Below are 15582 nucleotides of genomic sequence, written 5' to 3' on the forward strand. Positions count from 1 at the left end.
GATGCCCACCGGCAAGGTCAAGTTTTACGACGAGGAGAAAGGCTTCGGCTTCATCACGAGCGATGATGGCCACGAAGTTTTCCTCCATGCTTCCGCCCTGCCCTCCGGCGTTACCGTCAAGGCCGGCGCGAAGCTCGAATTCGGCATCGCCGACGGTAAGCGCGGAGCGCAGGCGCTTTCGGTGCGTGTGATTGAAACGCCGCCGAGCCTGAGCAAATTCAATCGCAAGCCCGCCGATGACATGGCCATCATCGTGGAAGATCTCGTGAAGCTTCTCGACGGCATCGGCACCAACCTCAAGCGCGGACGCTACCCCGAGTCGAGCCACAGCAAGAAGATCGCGGCGATGCTGCGCAAGGTCGCCGAGGAACTGGATGCCTGAGACGACCCCGCAAGCCATTCTGCGACCGACCGACGCCACCCTGCTCGCGGCCGTCGATCTGGCCCGTACGGCCCTGCTGGAAATCACGAGCGACGACACCATCGGTGACGTCATCGGTCACATTGACGAGGGCGACCTCGTGGTGTCGCTGCTCTTCGATTGCCTGATGACCGGATACCCGGGCTGGCGCTGGACCGTCAGCCTGGCGCGGGTCGACGAGAATTCCGAGCCGAAGGTGCTCGAAACCGAGCTCACGCCCGGCGACGATTCGCTGCTGGCGCCCGAGTGGGTGCCGTGGTCTGACCGTCTGATCGACGATGACAGCGACGACGGCGACGATGACGGCGATGACGGCGACGACGCCGATGATGACTCCGACGACGACGCAGACGAGGAGTCCGAAGACTCAGATGACGAGTCAGGCGACGACCCAGGCGACGAAGCAGACTCCGTTGAGGACGACGCGGAAGACTCGCTCGATGCCCTCGACGGTATTGACTTTGACGAGGCGCTAGCGGCGGCGGAACTTAACCCAGGCGAGACCGCCGAGGCCGAGGCCCACACCGATCACGGTGCACCACAGCCACCAACCCGTTCCCGGCGCGCTCGCCGCCCCTAGCTCTGACTCTGACGGCGCCGTCCACGTGACAACGAGGGCGGCGCCGAGAGCGACCAGCCAGAGCAGGGTGCCCACGAACAGGGCCTTGCGGGCATCCGTTCGTGCGGGCAGCGGATCGGGCCGTCGTTCGCTGTCTTTCAACCAGAAACGCATGACCCGATCCTTTGCTCGTCGTTGTTAGTTGCCGAGGTGACCGACGACGTGCTCGATCGATGCGACGAGCTTCTTGACGTCTTCGGGATCGATCGCGGTGAAGGTCGCAACGCGCAGCTGGTTGCGGCCGAGCTTGCGATACGGTTCGGTATCGAGGATGCCGTTGGCGCGCAGGGTTTTGCTGATCGCGGACGCGTCGATGGCGTCGTCAAAGTCGATCGTGACGACAACCTGCGAGCGGTGCGTCGGGTCGGCCACGAAGGGGGTCGCGTAGTCGACGCCGGCCGCCCAGTCATACAGAACGGATGACGACGCCTGCGTACGAGCGGACGCCCATTCGAGACCGCCGCTCTGGTTGATCCAGTCGATCTGGTTCTCCATCAGCAGCAGCGTGCTGAGGGCCGGCGTGTTCAACGTCTGGTTCAGGCGCGAATTGTCGACGGCGTTCTTGAGGCTGAGGAACTCGGGAATGTACCGGCCGCTCGCGGCGATGCGTTCGACGCGCTCGAGGGCAGCGGGGGAGAACAGTGCGATCCACAGGCCACCATCGGAGGCGAGGTTCTTCTGCGGGGCGAAGTAGTAAACATCCGCTTGGCTCGCGTCGAAATCGATACCGGCGGCCGCGCTTGTTGCGTCGATCACGGTGAGGGCACCGGCATCGCCGTCAACGCGGGTGACCGGGGCCATGACGCCGGTCGAGGTCTCGTTCTGGGGCCAGGCGTAAACGTCGATGCCGTCGCGAACGACGAAGTCGCTGCGTGAGCCGGTGTCGGCCTTGATCACATCGGGGGCTTCGAGCCACGGGGCGCCGGCGGCCTTGGCGAACTTACCGCCGAATTCGCCGAAGACGAGGTTCTGGGCGCGCTTTTCGATGAGCGAGAAGGCAGCGGCGTCCCAGAACGCGGTCGAACCGCCGTTACCGAGCACAACTTCGTAGCCGTCGGGGATGCGAAAGAGTTCGCCCAGGCCGGCGCGCACGCGGCCGACGAGGTCTTTTACGGGCGGCTGGCGGTGCGACGTGCCAAGCACTCCGGTGCCAAATCCCATGAGGTGGTCGAGCTGTTCACGCCGGATTTTCGATGGGCCGCAGCCGAATCGTCCGTCGAGGGGGAGCAGATCGGTGGGTATTAGTATGTCGGCCATACGCCGATTCTAGTTGCCCTGCCACGGGCGGGTAGGCTTGTGACGCTGTGCGGGCCATTGCCGAGGCCGCTGATGGAGCACCTTTCGGTCACCCGATGACCGGTGCACGCACGAGCTGAATGAAGGGCTGCGGATGAGCGATCTGATCGACACCACGGAAATGTATCTCCGCACGATCCTTGACCTGGAGGAAGAGCAGATCGTGCCGCTGCGCGCGCGTATCTCCGAACGCCTCGGTCACTCCGGTCCGACGGTCTCGCAGACGGTCGCCCGCATGGAACGCGACGGTCTCGTCATCGTGTCCGGGGATCGGCACCTGGAATTGACCCCGGCTGGTCGCAGCAAGGCGGTGCATGTCATGCGCAAGCACCGTTTGGCCGAGCGCCTGCTCAGCGACGTGATCGGACTCGAGTGGGAATTCGTGCACGACGAAGCGTGCCGCTGGGAGCACGTGATGAGCGAGCAGGTCGAGCGCAAGATTTTGGAGATGCTCGGGCACCCGACCGAGTCGCCCTACGGCAATCCGATTCCGGGTCTGGATGAACTGGGCGATTCTCCGGCCGTCGCTTTCATGGCCGGCGTGACGAACGTCTTGTCTGTGGTCGCGAGTTCGGCCGTGCCGGTGGCGGCGGTCATCCGTCGTCTCGGTGAGCCGGTGCAGTTCGATCCCGAGCTGCTGCTGCAGCTCAAGCAGAGCGGCGTGATGCCGGGTGCGACGGGAACATTCTCTGCGGCAGGCTCGTACGTTCTAGTACAAGTCGAAGGTTTCGGTGCCGGGCTGGAACTGCCCAACGAGGTCGCCGGTCACATATTTATCACCACGCCGACCGACTACGTGCCGGTCGCTCACTGACATTGCGCCAATTTCGCGGGGGCTCAAGCGAGCCAGTCGTCTCGACTTGCCGGCGGGTCCGTTACCAATCCGTTAGAAAAGTGCCGCTCCAGGGTGACAAATGGGCGTCGTTCTTGTAGCCTCGAGGATGTCCCACAGACCAGAAACGGTCGATGGACTCGAGTCAGGACGCCTGCTTACCCCCGTCTCTTGACTTAAGAACACATCCGCTATTAGCGAAGTGACGGGACAGCAACCTAGTGTTGTCGAGGCGCCGGAGGTTAAAACTTTGGCTGCATTAGGAACGAGAAGGTCCCGGCGCGAGCTGAGCCGAGCATCCGATTCCCTGGCAACAGTGGAATCGCCGGCACACAGCCACCGATCCCCCCGTGCTTCCCCGAAGAAGCGCCGCGGCGGCATCGCCAACATCGTCGTCATGACCCTCGCGACCGGTCTGGTCGCCACAATGGCTCTCCCGGCGTATGCCTTCGCTCCCGGTTCGAAAGATGCCTCCTTCAAAGCCAGCGAATCCACAGAGATGTCCAAGGCTCAGGCGCAGGCCGTTGAGGTTGATGCGCAGGCGGCAACCGTGAGCGTCGCTCGCGAAGGATTCACCGCCACCACCCCCGAAGAACTCGCTGCCGCCGCTGCCGCGTCTGCTGCCGCCGCTGCCGCAGAAGTTCGCCGCGTTGAAGTTGCCGCGCAGATGACCACGTACGCCGCGAGCTACTCCGGCCCGAGCGCCGCCGACTACTTGGCTAACCCGGCCTACCCGAATGTTGATCTCGCATCCGTTTTCAATGTCGCGTCGCAGTACCAGGGTGTTCCGTACGTCTTCGGTGGTGCCACCCCGGCCGGTTTCGACTGCTCCGGCTTCATCATGTATGTCTACGCGCAGTTCGGCATTAGCCTGCCGCACTCCTCGGTGGGTCAGGGCGCGGCCGGAACTCGCATTTCAATTGAGGATGCCGTACCCGGCGACCTCGTGATCATGGACGGCCACGACGGCTTCTACGCCGGCAACGGAAACATCCTGCACGCGCCGTACACCGGTCAGAACGTGCGGATTCAGCCCATCTGGACCAGCGATTACTACATCGTGCGGATCGGCATCTAAATATCCTCTGCAGTGAACACTAGGTAACAGCTCACTCAAATGGCGCATACAGGTTCACCTGTTGCGCCATTTGTGGGTTAACCTAGTGCCCTGATGTAGTTGTAGGTCTTTGAGGAGAGCCCATGCATGAGCGACGCACTATCCACACCATGGATGTGCGCGGTCGCGAGTGCTTTCGGCATAGTTGTCAGAGCGAGAAGAACTGCGTGAGCGGTCAGAAGGCGTTGTCATGGTGACGGCGCCTTTTTTTGTACTCTTTTTCGCCCCGCCACGCTCCTGCACTGTACGCATCGGACGTAGTTCGAATGGCTGGAAGCCGTCCAGCCTCCTTCGAAAGGGAGCGCATGCGCACACTGGTACTCAATGCGGGCTATGAGCCCCTCGCCGTCGTCTCGTTCAAGCGAGCGCTCATTCTGGTGATGAACCAGAAAGCCACGGTCGTGCAGTCCGATCACAACCACCCCGTTTTCGCGGCTTCCGGCGCATGGGACCGCCCGAGCGTCATCCTGCTCACACGGTACGTGCGTATCCCCATGTCCCGCCTGGTGCCGGTGAGCCGCCGCGGGGTGCTGCGACGCGACAACAACCGTTGCTGCTACTGCGGCAAATCTGCGGCCACCATCGACCACGTGCTGCCGCGTTCGCGCGGTGGCCGCGATACCTGGGACAACCTGGCGGCCTGCTGCCTGCGCTGCAACAACCTCAAGAGCGACCACACCCCGGCCGAAATGGGTTGGGAGTTGCGCTTCACCCCACGGATGCCGCAGGGTACGACCTGGATCGTACGTGGCGTTGAACGCCCCGATCAGGAGTGGGGCGCCTACCTGGCCCCGGCTGCTTGAGTGTGCCGTCCCGCACAGCGCTCGCGCCGAAGGTGGTGCTCTTCATCGACCGCCGTACCGTCGCGGCGCAGCCGCCGGCCCGTAGCGGCTAAACTTTGCAAGCCAGCCTCTGTAGCTCAACGGAAGAGCAGTTCCGTCCTAAGGAAACGGTTGGGGGTTCGAATCCCTCCAGGGGCACCACGCATTAGGGCCCTGCATCCCTTGTAAACACTGGGCTGTAGGGTTTTCGCCATTCTCAGGAATGGCCCTTTGCCCACATTTTGCCCACACTTCAAAAAATTTCGATGTGATTTGGAGCAGCTGTAACGGCCCAATTTTGGCCTTTCCGCCTGCCACGGGGACGCCGGGTGAGTGGCCTGCGAGGCCGCGTCGCGAGGTGGAAAGTTCACCTAGCGGGCGGTGAATCGTCACGGCAGCGCGTCCGACCTGATCTTTGCAGTATCCAGCGCGACAGGTACGGCGTCAAGGTCATCGTCGAACAGGTCCGCATAGGCATCCAGGGTCATCGCAGCTGAGGCGTGCCCCAGCATGCGCTGCACCGCCTTCACGTTCGCGCCGGCCGAGATCGCCAGGGATGCTGCGGTGTGCCGCAAGTCATGCAGTGTCAGCCCGACAGGAATGGACGAATCGGTGAGTCGTGCGCGTTTTCGGGCTCCCGCGAACCAGCCGTCGCCGTGGGTCGGCGTGGCCAGGTAGATGTTGCCATCGCCAAACACGAGCTGGTTGCGTTGGTTGCCCGCGATCTGTTCGGTCAGCAGCGCCCCGAGAAAGGCAGGGAAGGGCACGCTGCGCATTTCATAGCCCTTGGGAGAGCGCCCACGGTTGGTCTCCTACCCGTGTTTCGACGCCCGTGGCATCTGGATCGGTCCAAACATCGACCCCGGCAACCACGCCGCCCAGCTCGCGGCCGCGCCGCAGCTCGACGGACCCGCTGACTGGAACAGATCTGATGGAACCCGCGTCTGACCTATCGGAGTAGGTATCGGTCGAAGTGCCTCGAGCTACGCGTGGCCGCTCCCGACGGCCGTCATCCAAGCGGCACAGATCGAAGCCCTAGGCAACGAATTAGGAGCGATCGTTTCTGCCCCTGTTAGCCCCCCTTCACCGGGCATTTTATTCGGCGGGTCTTACGGGAATCAATATCTGAGCCTTCACATGGCCCTCCGCGGAACACAACCGCGGGTCGTACCGTCGCGGCCGAGGTCCCCTCACCGGGCATCTCGACGAGCTCGAAGAGGTGACCACTCGACCCAGACCCTCGCGGCGCCCCTACACGTTGCAAGCGCCGTCGGACCCCGCTGGCTTGCCCCGTCGGCGGCAGCCCCATCGCCCAGTGGAACGGTGACGGGGTCCTCCACTGCCCGCAACACGATCACGACAGGCCAAGATGGGCAGTGTGATAACGCCGCCACCCATACCCATACCCGTGCCCGCTGACCCCTCGTGGACTGAGGTAGCAGGGTTCTGGGTGTCGGCTCTTGGGGCTGTCGCCAGCACGGCCATCGCTGTCGTGGCCATAGTTCTCACGGTCGGCGCCGCTCGTGCGGCGACTCGCCGCGAAGCACGCGCAGGGCGCGCCCAGTGGGCGCACGAGTACAGCGTCTGGCTTGATGCCGGGACGATTTACATGGCGGCCGGGGTGGAAGCCGCGATGCTCACAGACCTCGAGTGGATCGACCGCGGCAACGATATTCAGACCCGCGCCCGGCTGCTCGACTCTGAAGGCGCAGATCGCTACATGGTCGCGGCTCGAGCTGCTTTAGAGGACATCGCGACGAAGCCCCCCGAATTGCGCATCACGGCGGCGATAACCGCGACCAAGATGCTTTCGTTCTGGGTCGAAGGCTGGGTCAACGATCCCAAGAAGGCACCCGGGGATATCGGCGATTGGCTCAAATACTTGCGAGTCCCTGACGCAAACGCAGAGCCAGCGGATGAGGCGGACGCGGCGACTGAGAGTGCATGAGCGATGATGACCTCGCCTGGAAGGCCCCGGCTAACTGCCCGCGCGACCTCGTGCCGATGCAGCTTGACGTCGACGGCGGCTCCCTGCGCCGAGCATGCCATGAGTGCGGCCTCGTGAGCGCGACGAAGTGAGCCGTCGACCGCCCACCGAGTTGGCTCGGCTCCGCCTATTTCTCGCCTCGGTCGACGAATATGAAGACCTTGTGACGGCCATGCCCCGTCCCGAGAAGGTTAGTCTCATCCACCGCGCGGAGCCCTCGGCGCGTTGGACTTCGATTTTGCACGCAATGGTGCTGCGGAAGTACTACAGTCCCGACGATGAGCTCGCACTCGGCAAGGTCATCGGCGCAGTTGAGGCGTGCCTCACCGGGCGCCCCCCGGCGTTCGATCGGTGGAAGGCGGCGCGTCTTGATGACGTGGCCTACCAGCGTACGCACGGCTCGCCCTGGCGTGTGACGACGCCCGAAGGCCGAGAGCGAGGATTCGGTGACCTGGCGTTTGACGATCTCTATGGCGGATTGCTGCACGGAGACTGGGACAGATGGCAGCGGCGCAGCACGGGGTCGGCGATGGCCGATCACGTCATCTGGGATTGGTGCATCGACGCCGCCGGCCTGGTGCGCGACATCCGCGGCCAGATCGACGCATCTGTAGCGGCCGGCGAAATGCTCGACCCCGCTGGGGCGGCGCCTACGTCCTAGACGTATGTTCTGGCTCGACATAGGGGTGTATGGTCCAGGCCGAGATGGCGAAGATCGTCTACGACTCCACGACTCCACGGCGCTTGGCGTCGATTTCGAGCACGGATTCCGCAAGTGATAGCGAATTCCTACACCGGCGCTCGGGCGGGATCTGTTCACAAGGGGATGGCCTGACGGACAGCACGCTGCAACACAACAGCCGGCCGATTGCCGTGACCCGGCATGATGGAGTCATGCCGTTGACGCCGAACGACCTAGCGAACTTAGTCGCTATCCGATCACTTCGAGATCTCGCAGCCGGTCAAGCCAGAGCGCCCGGAGCGGTGCACCGTCAAGCGGCGGTGATTCTCCTTGACGCTGCCATTGAGCGCACCGTATTCACCGCGGCCGAGTACCTTCTTGGAACCTTCACCGACCGCGATCTTGTCGAGAAGCCCTTGCAAGCTCTCCGCGGTCATGGCTGGATACCTGATGCCGGTGTTGAAACGTCCCGGCGGCGGCTGCACCGAGTTCGCAACGTGGTCCAGCACGCCGGCACCGGTGTCGACCGCGACGAACTTCCGCAATGGGTCATCGCCACCGAGCGGGTAATCGCCAGTGTCGTGACGTTCGCCTATGGCGTTGATCTCGATGACGTGCTTTACTCGAGCGCGGTCGAAGACGAAAAGATCCGGGAGCATCTCGATTTTGCGGAGGCGCTCATGCGGAGCAGCGACTCGGTCGCTGCGATGGCCGCGGTTGTCAAGGCTTACGACGTTGTCGCTGGGATTTGGGGCAGCTTCGTGGTGTCGTCTAACTCAAAGTTGGCACCCCGTCACGCTCGCTATGAGCCAGGGTTCGGGTCCATTGGCGGCGACGACCCCAAAGTGGTCGCGCTTCAAGAGGTCGCGCTGCTGACTGCCATCGCCCCGGAACCGAGCGAGGCAATATGGTTCCTCGAAGCAAAACAGCGTCCCGAGCTGCTCATTCTTGAGGAAGTGCAGCGTGCCCTCGTGTTCGTCTTCACCTTCGCCACAGCCGTTGAGGCAAGCCCAGCTGCTCGGCAGGAGGATCGGCGACGCCGCCGAAACAAGGCGCGACGGCACGAGCGGCGATTCGACGAGGCTCACGCTAAAATTCGCGGCTATCGGGCCGAGCTGACCGGCGACCGCACGACGGTTACCCTCACCCTTGAAGATGTGCCGTCGCCGTCGGAATACAACGAATGGGCTGACGCGATTTCCGAGGAACTTAACGGGCCATGGCCGGGCCACCGCCGGTTCTTGATCCACGAGGATGGCGAACTCGTCATTACTGAGATCGAGGGTGACTTTGCTACTGCTATGACTCGCATCGAGATAGCTCTTGCTGGTGCGGAATCCGCCGTCTTGGCTCGACGCGCGACGGTTGCCTCCGAACGCGCTGAAGAACAGCAAGCGGAGGACGAATTCCGAGCTCGAGTAATCGCGGCGACTCCGCCAGTTCTACCGTCGTGGTTGCGAATTGGGATGATCGGGGACGCCCACGGTCCCAGGCAGTACGCAGTGCAGGTGCAGGTGCAGGTGCAGATCGATCGCGAGGCCGTGCGCTCGTACAGCGACGATATGCGTCAGATGTTCGAGGAAGCTGGCGCCCCAGCCTACGTAGCGAGGGGCGGCTGGGTGGTCAGCTCTGTGGAGCCTGAGGAGATTCCCGAATTCGTGGTCAAGTTCGTACCTGGCGTAGATGCAATCATCGCAAAACGTAACGATGCAGAAGCCGAGCGAGAACAGCGGCTGCGCCCCGTCCTCGAAGAACTCACGCGGCGCGGCTACCCCCGCGATGTCGGCTGAGGGGCTCGGCGCTGCGTAGCTAACGTCCGCCGGAGGATCCCTAGCCGTACGCACCGATGTCCCGCTGACGGTTCCGCTTGCGGGCACCCCGCGAAGACGAAATGCACCTGTTTTCGATCTCTGACAGGGCCCTCAAATTCGGTCCGGTGGCCGTCCCTCTTACGGCGCTCCTTACAGTTCGGGTTCATTGCGAAATCCGATCAGCCTCGAAGTGCCCCTTCAAGGCGGAATTCCTTTGGCATGTAACCTGCCCGCAGGTGACGGCCCTTGTCAAGACATTCCATTGTCCTTAAGCTTTCACGTCGCTGGAGGCACCCGTCTACTTCCTCGGACGGGTCCGCACAGATGCCACGTTGTGACAGTCCGCGCTGACCGACATCATGCCTGTGCGTGCGAGGTGAGGTCAGCCACGATGAAATCACGATCGGAGATCCGGCTGTCTACACCGTACGAGGCCCACTCGGGGGCACCAATTGTGCCACCTATCTGACATACGCTGGCCATTTCGTTTGCTGTCTCCTTGTCGATTGTCTCGATGTAGATGCCGATCACGCCGTCGTCCCTGACGGCGGTGATCGCTTCCTCAAATGGTGCCCACGTTGCGTTGTAGCTTTTCGAGACATAGCTGATCGTCTGGGCCTTGCAGAGTGCATAGACCATGACTGGATCGAGTGGGTCTGTAGGCAACGTCGCGGATGTTGCTTCCGCGTCGGAGCTGGATTCGGTAGTTGACGGCGCCGCTCCAGCCGTTTTAGACGGCGCGGAGGAAGTGGTCGCTTCGTTGGTGGAAGTGGTCGGGTTGGAGCCGCCACCGGGGGCGCTGGAGCAACCGGACAGGATTACGGTGGTCGCTATCGCAGCGAGGAACATGGTGCCAAGAAGTTTCATGGGTCCAACTATGCTCCTCTACCTCGGGACGTGTGTCCCCGGCCGCTGTAACAGTGATCACTGGGCCGACTACTTTTCTCCCTAAGCGGGTCCGTATCCTGGCGAAAAGGGTTCCGGTTACGGGCGGCCCGGCCTGTCGAAATAGCGCCTCGACCGCGCTCTCCTGAGCACCTGAAAACCCGTCCGCTGATGGTCCGGTCTCTGCGGACGATGTTGTTGAAATCAATCCCTCGGCGGATGGCAAAGAAGACGTGCTCTCTGGTCGCGGTCCTCTGATTTCGACAAGCTCGATCCAATCGCTGTCGTGTCTCGACCAGCTCGACAGCCGGCACCGTCTACGGCGCGTATCGACCCGGTGACACGCCGACGTCGCTGGCCCTCGATGAAATTGGTCATTCTGGACGTGACAATACATGGGCGCGACTTGACTAGACTCGGAAAAAAACAGGGAGTTTCACGTCGTGATCTCCCCAACGAGCGGGGGCTCAATGATTCTCAGTAATCCCAGACGTATTACCCAGTCGCTGCGTGGCCTGCGGATACTTGTCTTGGCCGCTGCGGTCGGCCTAATGGTTTCTGGGTGCGCTTCCTCGACGCCCGAAGCCCCGGAAGCGAGCGCAACCCAAACGCTTCCCGCCGTGACATCAACTCCAGCTGCGCCAATTCCTGCACCGGTAGTGTCGACCATCGTCATGAGCGGTTCACAACTGATGAGCGAGACGGCCACCGAGCAGCCGGTCTCGACTGTTAACTTCGCCGACGGCACGGAAGCCTCCGTCGCCTTTCTCACGGCCGCACTCGGGACAGCGCCCGAGCAGTTCCTCGAGAGCGAGATCGATGCGTGCAGTAACGTCACGGCCCGCTATTCCTGGGGCGGCACCGCACTCGTGCTCGACGTCTGGGAGCCGGCCGGTTTCGTGGTCACCTTCGGCGACCCCAGCTTCAATGGCATCGCGCTGCAGAGCAGTGGAGACTTCGGTGTCGGCGACAACGCCCAAGCCTTCTTTGATGCTCTTCCCGCAGAGCAGGCATTCGACGAGAACGCCGACAACTCTGGGCCCTTCGTCTACGACAAGGTAGCCGACGCCTCGCCGTGGGGAGAGGACAACGCCTATGGAGGCGTTGCCCTCATGCAACCCGGAGGAGTCGTGAGCAGGATCGTGTCGCCCGAAACGACCCGCGCTTTCTACTGTTAGTGAGGCTCCCCGCAGAGCCCCGGACGCGCGCCCGGCGCGCGCAGAGGGCGACCTTCGCGAAGTGCGATCCCAGCTGGCTTCTTCCGCGTCTGGAGCGACAATATGCAGTTCATGATCGCAGGTGGCAACTTCGTCTGCATGCAAGGCGAGACCTCCCACTTCGGCGTTCAGATGGAGCTGTAGTACACGGCACGTCAAGTGAAGCGATGAGCAACGCCCGGAGTCCGATCTGGTACCCGAATACCGGATCCCTAACTTGCCTGACTCGGCGGGCCTGGTGGCTCGTTGTCCTCAATATCTTCATCCCCGGCTCCGCTCAGGTGCTCGTCGGTAGTCGGGCACTGGGCTGGTTTGGCCTCCGCGCCACGCTGAGTTTCCTCGCCCTTGTCGTAGTGACCGGCGCCGCATATGCGATGAATCCGGAGATGCTGCTCACCGTGACCACTAACTCGATCGGTTTGTGGATCATCGCCGTCGTGATGGTGTCCTATGCCGTGGTGTGGGTTGTCTTGACGTTCGACACGATCCGGCTAGTGCGCCTGGTGAAGGCCCGACCGAAGGCGCGCCCGTTTATCGCGGGGCTCGCGACCGTCGTGCTGGTCTCCATGGAGTCGGGGAGGATTTCGATGCGGTCCACCTCACCGTGGCCGGCTACCTGACCACGGCCGGACAGGCTGTCACTGTCTAAGACAATCTGATGACCGTGCTAGCCGGCTGGGACCCGGACCAAACCTATTGGCTCACCGAAGTCACCAGGGACGGTCCAGCCCACCAGACGTGGCGATGCGACAACGACGAACGTTGGACCCTGTCCGCCGCCCGGTAGGGTTCCCCTATCGGGGCGACGGTGGAGGTTCATGCCCTGGAATGGCGTTCAGGCCCAGGGCGGCGGGACCGAGGCGCCGCCGCGCAGCGCCACCCTGAGGTTCAGGTCGTCGCCGGCCTGGAGCTGGCGGCTGGTGAGCGGGTTGAGGAAGCCGAGGTCGTCAAGCGTGATGCCGAAGCGATCGGCGATGTCGTTGAGTGTGTCGCCGGCGACCGCGCGGTAGGAGATGGGGGAACCAGTGGCTGTGGCGGTGGCGCCTCCAGCGCCGAACCGAGCGCCGGTATCGACGGCGAGCAGCCCGGGGCGGGTGTCCGGAACGTCCCAGGTGATCGTTCCGACCGCCTGGGGAGTGAGCACGCAGCTGTCAGGATCGATCGTGCCCGGGGAGCTCGCGGTGATGATGACGGCGGTCAAATAGTAACTGGGGTCGCCTCGGTAGGAGTCTCTGTCGCCCAGGGTCAGCCCTGGCTGATCGGCGTCCGTGGAGAGGTTACCGAATGAGAAGTTGTACATGTCGGCCAGGCAGGTCGTGGTCTCCGACCAGGGACTGAAGAACAGTTGCACGCCTCCGGGAACGTCCGACTTGAAGTCCTTCAGCGCGACGTCGAACCCGCCGTCTCCCGCAGTGATCACGACGGTTCCGGAGATGGTGTCGTCCTCCGAGGTCGACGTGAGCTCGGCCGTGCCGATGACACCGTCGGGGACGACGACGTCGGCCGCGTCGTCGGGTGGGGCCGGGGAATCCGTTTGGATCGTCGTGCCGACCGGCGGAGTCTCGGTCGTCGCGGGCGAGCAGGCCACCAGTCCGAGCACCAGAGCGATGCTCCCCAGAACGGATGTCGTCAGTCGTGGCATCAGGTCCCCTCCCCGCCGAGCCCAGTATGGCAGTCGGCCCCTTGCCGGTCCAGCCGCAGCCTCGACCGACGAAGTTGCTCGACGCACCGATCGCTATGAACCGTCCCGTTTCAGGTTCGGCTTGCGGGCACCGAACGTCGGCGTTGGGCGGTGCTATCAGATCGCATCGCCCAAGGAAAAGAACTGTTTTGGAACCTGAGTTTCTCAAAACCCGTGGGACACTCTGGAAGATCCGCAGGCACCTCCAGTCGGCCGGCGGACCATTGTCCCCGCTCTGTGGTGCAATTGGGCCTGCGGTTGTGCGCGCCCATGAGCCGAGGGGTGCAGTACCTCCAGTGGGACAGCATCGAGTTCAGCGATGCTTGGACGAGCTCGCCGGAGAACACCTCCGGTCGTCGACACTCGCACCCAGCAAGATTGGTGTGAACCCAATCGATTGAATCGAGCAATACGAATATGAGCCCTGATAACGACGTAATAGAGCAGTCGGCGCGTGACCCGGCCGTGTTCGCAACGTTGTACGACCGTCACGCGCCATCAGTTTTCCGGTATGCCGCACAGCGGCTAGGCGACCACGCTGCGGACGATGTGATGTCGGAGACGTTCCTGGTGGCATTCGAGCGGAGGTCGGCCTACGACTTGACGGTGGTCGATGCGCGCCCGTGGTTGCTGGGTATTGCCACGCGACTGATGCGGAAGTATGTCCGCTTGGAGGCGACGGCGTGGAAGGGGATGACAGCGGACCTCGCGGCGCAGATCGTCCCCGACCTCATCGACCTGGCCGGCGCACGTATTGACGCTCACCGCCTCACCCAGAGGTTGGCGAAGGCGCTGCGGCGACTGCCGGAGATCGATCGCGACACGTTACTGCTCTACGCGTGGGGCAACCTCGACTACGCCGCGATCGCGACAGCGATGGAAGTACCGGTCGGAACAGTGCGCTCACGACTGAATCGGGCACGGCGCCAACTGCGCCGCGCCGCAGGCATCGAAACCCTCGAACAGGAGACGGACCATGGACGAACTGACACTGCTCCGCAACACGCGTGACGACTCTCGCGAACCGAGCCCGACGGCGTTGACCGCGGGGCGGGCAGCGCTTCTCGGCCGCATTGCGGATGGCGACGCGACTCATGCGGGAGCGCAGCGTCACAAGAAGCGGCGCTGGATGCCGCGGCTGACCTGGGCTGCTGCCGGAGTGGCCGCCGCAATGACGGGCGTCCTTGTGGCGGGCAACATCACTCTGAACGCGCAGTTCGCCTACGCGAGTGACGTGCTGCGCTCTGCAGCCACCCAGACCATCCAATATGCAGATCTTGTGGCTGGCTCCGATCAGTACCTTCGTTCGCACACGCACGCTCGCTGGGGAGTCTGCGATGACACCGGATGCGAGCCGAACGATCAGATCCTGGACGTGTACATGCCCGCCGATCCCGACGCGGAATGGGTGCTCTACCGCGATTGGGGCAACATGCGGGGCGTGCTCACCGGCGAATCGATCGAGACAACCCGAGCGGTCGACGGGCAATTCTATGGCCCGGATTTATGGGTGAATGTCGTCTTTACAGACATTCCACTCGACGGCGCAGCAGCGTACGAGTGGATCAGCGCCCAGTACAACGGCGGATCGGCATCCCGTAACGAGGACAACTTTGTGCGCATCACTGACATCCTCCGGTCCGGTCTCGTTCCGGCGCCACAGCGCGCAGCTCTCCTCAACGCGCTTTCCCGTATTCCCGGAGTTACGGCGACCGACAACGTCGCGAATCTCGACGGCGTGACAGGAATCGCGATCGGCCGAAACGAGATGCTCAGAGCCGGGGAACGCCAAGAAATCATCATCGATCCCGACACCGGACTCGTCATCGGTGAACGAGCCATGAGCGGTGCCACTCTCTTCGGGTGGGGAGTCAACGAGGAAATGTCGCTGACTGCGATTGAGACGACCGTGGTGGACACGGCGCCATGAGCACTCCGAGTCACGAGGTGAACCCCGCCGCAGTTGATCTTCCGCCGACGTACTCTGTCTTGGTCCCGCTTCCATCGGCACCGGTGACGACAACTACACGGCGCCGTTGACCGCCGCCGTGGCCTGGCATTTGGAATGGATTTAACTTGCACAGCTTCCGCTCTGCGGGTGCCACAGGTCGTTGTCACAGGCAAGGAAGGGGTCCTCGCTGTTTTTGCAGACGCTGCAAGCAGGCTCTTCTCGGCTCCGCTCTTGTACTCAGCGATGGGCGCATGCGCTGACA

Annotated in this window: 18 protein-coding genes and 1 tRNA gene; 15 read left to right on the plus strand and 4 right to left on the minus strand. The window is 63.0% G+C overall.

Features of this window, described 5'->3' with window-relative positions:
* Position 1 precedes the first annotated feature (1 nt).
* Both QMK22_RS15370 and QMK22_RS15375 read left to right on the plus strand, forming a co-directional pair.
* On the plus strand, positions 2–382 hold the full coding sequence (locus QMK22_RS15370; protein ID WP_283498527.1) for a cold-shock protein: 381 nt from the start codon (positions 2–4) through the stop codon (positions 380–382).
* The gene (locus QMK22_RS15375) at positions 375–1001 is read left to right on the plus strand and encodes a DUF3027 domain-containing protein (RefSeq protein WP_283498528.1); all 627 of its coding nucleotides are present in this window, start codon (positions 375–377) and stop codon (positions 999–1001) included. The genes QMK22_RS15370 and QMK22_RS15375 overlap by 8 nt, the downstream gene beginning before the upstream one ends.
* Positions 1002–1178: 177 nt before the next feature.
* On the opposite strand, the gene serC is transcribed toward QMK22_RS15375, so the two are convergent.
* The gene (gene serC / locus QMK22_RS15385; RefSeq protein WP_283498530.1) at positions 1179–2297 is read right to left on the minus strand and encodes a phosphoserine transaminase; all 1119 of its coding nucleotides are present in this window, start codon (positions 2295–2297) and stop codon (positions 1179–1181) included.
* 133 nt (positions 2298–2430) lie between these two features.
* Here serC and QMK22_RS15390 point away from each other — a divergent pair, with 133 nt between their 5' ends.
* The 4 genes from QMK22_RS15390 (at position 2431) to QMK22_RS15405 (ending at position 5268) form a co-directional block, all read left to right on the plus strand.
* Entirely contained in the window at positions 2431–3150 is a 720-nt protein-coding gene (locus QMK22_RS15390; RefSeq protein WP_283498531.1) for an iron-dependent transcriptional repressor DtxR, read from the plus strand.
* Positions 3151–3418: 268 nt separating this feature from the next.
* Entirely contained in the window at positions 3419–4246 is an 828-nt protein-coding gene (locus QMK22_RS15395) for a C40 family peptidase (protein WP_283498532.1), read from the plus strand.
* 344 nt (positions 4247–4590) lie between these two features.
* Positions 4591–5088 (plus strand): HNH endonuclease, encoded by a 498-nt coding sequence (locus QMK22_RS15400; protein WP_283498533.1) that lies wholly within the window; start codon positions 4591–4593, stop codon positions 5086–5088.
* Between the two features lie 105 nt (positions 5089–5193).
* A tRNA-Arg gene (locus QMK22_RS15405) sits at positions 5194–5268 on the plus strand.
* Positions 5269–5495: 227 nt separating this feature from the next.
* Here QMK22_RS15405 and QMK22_RS15410 read toward each other — a convergent pair.
* Positions 5496–5882, minus strand: a complete 387-nt coding sequence (locus tag QMK22_RS15410) for a tyrosine-type recombinase/integrase (protein ID WP_283498534.1) — start codon at positions 5880–5882, stop codon at positions 5496–5498.
* 674 nt (positions 5883–6556) lie between these two features.
* On the opposite strand from QMK22_RS15410, the gene QMK22_RS15415 reads away from it, so the two are divergent.
* The 4 genes from QMK22_RS15415 to QMK22_RS15430 are packed head-to-tail and all read left to right on the plus strand — an operon-like array spanning position 6557 to position 9565.
* The gene (locus QMK22_RS15415) at positions 6557–7054 is read left to right on the plus strand and encodes a hypothetical protein (RefSeq protein ID WP_283498535.1); all 498 of its coding nucleotides are present in this window, start codon (positions 6557–6559) and stop codon (positions 7052–7054) included.
* Positions 7051–7185 carry a hypothetical protein gene (locus tag QMK22_RS15420; RefSeq protein ID WP_283498536.1) on the plus strand — a complete coding sequence of 45 codons (135 nt, stop codon included), beginning with the start codon at positions 7051–7053 and terminating at the stop codon, positions 7183–7185. The genes QMK22_RS15415 and QMK22_RS15420 overlap by 4 nt, the downstream gene beginning before the upstream one ends.
* A complete protein-coding gene (locus tag QMK22_RS15425; protein ID WP_283498537.1) occupies positions 7182–7754 on the plus strand; it encodes a hypothetical protein in 573 nt (190 codons plus the stop codon). Before QMK22_RS15420 ends, QMK22_RS15425 begins: the two co-directional genes overlap by 4 nt.
* A 29-nt stretch (positions 7755–7783) precedes the next feature.
* Entirely contained in the window at positions 7784–9565 is a 1782-nt protein-coding gene (locus tag QMK22_RS15430; RefSeq protein ID WP_283498538.1) for a hypothetical protein, read from the plus strand.
* Positions 9566–9943: 378 nt separating this feature from the next.
* On the opposite strand, the gene QMK22_RS15435 is transcribed toward QMK22_RS15430, so the two are convergent.
* Complete coding sequence (locus QMK22_RS15435) at positions 9944–10453, minus strand: hypothetical protein (protein WP_283498539.1); 510 nt, start codon at positions 10451–10453, stop codon at positions 9944–9946.
* Positions 10454–11145: 692 nt separating this feature from the next.
* On the opposite strand from QMK22_RS15435, the gene QMK22_RS15440 reads away from it, so the two are divergent.
* The 3 genes from QMK22_RS15440 to QMK22_RS15450 all read left to right on the plus strand — a co-directional run bounded on the left by QMK22_RS15440 (position 11146) and on the right by QMK22_RS15450 (position 12475).
* Positions 11146–11649: a hypothetical protein gene (locus tag QMK22_RS15440; RefSeq protein WP_283498540.1), complete on the plus strand. Its 504-nt coding sequence runs from the start codon at positions 11146–11148 to the stop codon at positions 11647–11649.
* A gap of 206 nt (positions 11650–11855) precedes the next feature.
* Positions 11856–12308, plus strand: coding sequence for a hypothetical protein (locus QMK22_RS15445; protein WP_283498541.1), 453 nt, complete (start codon positions 11856–11858; stop codon positions 12306–12308).
* A gap of 38 nt (positions 12309–12346) precedes the next feature.
* On the plus strand, positions 12347–12475 hold the full coding sequence (locus QMK22_RS15450; protein ID WP_283498542.1) for a hypothetical protein: 129 nt from the start codon (positions 12347–12349) through the stop codon (positions 12473–12475).
* Between the two features lie 48 nt (positions 12476–12523).
* Here the strand turns inward: QMK22_RS15450 and QMK22_RS15455 are convergent, their stop codons facing one another.
* Positions 12524–13330 carry a LysM peptidoglycan-binding domain-containing protein gene (locus QMK22_RS15455; protein WP_283498543.1) on the minus strand — a complete coding sequence of 269 codons (807 nt, stop codon included), beginning with the start codon at positions 13328–13330 and terminating at the stop codon, positions 12524–12526.
* Between the two features lie 456 nt (positions 13331–13786).
* Between QMK22_RS15455 and QMK22_RS15460 the strand changes: the two genes are divergently transcribed.
* Positions 13787–14380 carry an RNA polymerase sigma factor gene (locus QMK22_RS15460; protein WP_283498544.1) on the plus strand — a complete coding sequence of 198 codons (594 nt, stop codon included), beginning with the start codon at positions 13787–13789 and terminating at the stop codon, positions 14378–14380.
* The gene (locus tag QMK22_RS15465; RefSeq protein WP_283498545.1) at positions 14346–15299 is read left to right on the plus strand and encodes a hypothetical protein; all 954 of its coding nucleotides are present in this window, start codon (positions 14346–14348) and stop codon (positions 15297–15299) included. Before QMK22_RS15460 ends, QMK22_RS15465 begins: the two co-directional genes overlap by 35 nt.
* Positions 15300–15582: the final 283 nt, after the last annotated feature.

Source organism: Cryobacterium sp. PH29-G1, from assembly GCF_030063365.1.
Lineage (GTDB): Bacteria > Actinomycetota > Actinomycetes > Actinomycetales > Microbacteriaceae > Cryobacterium.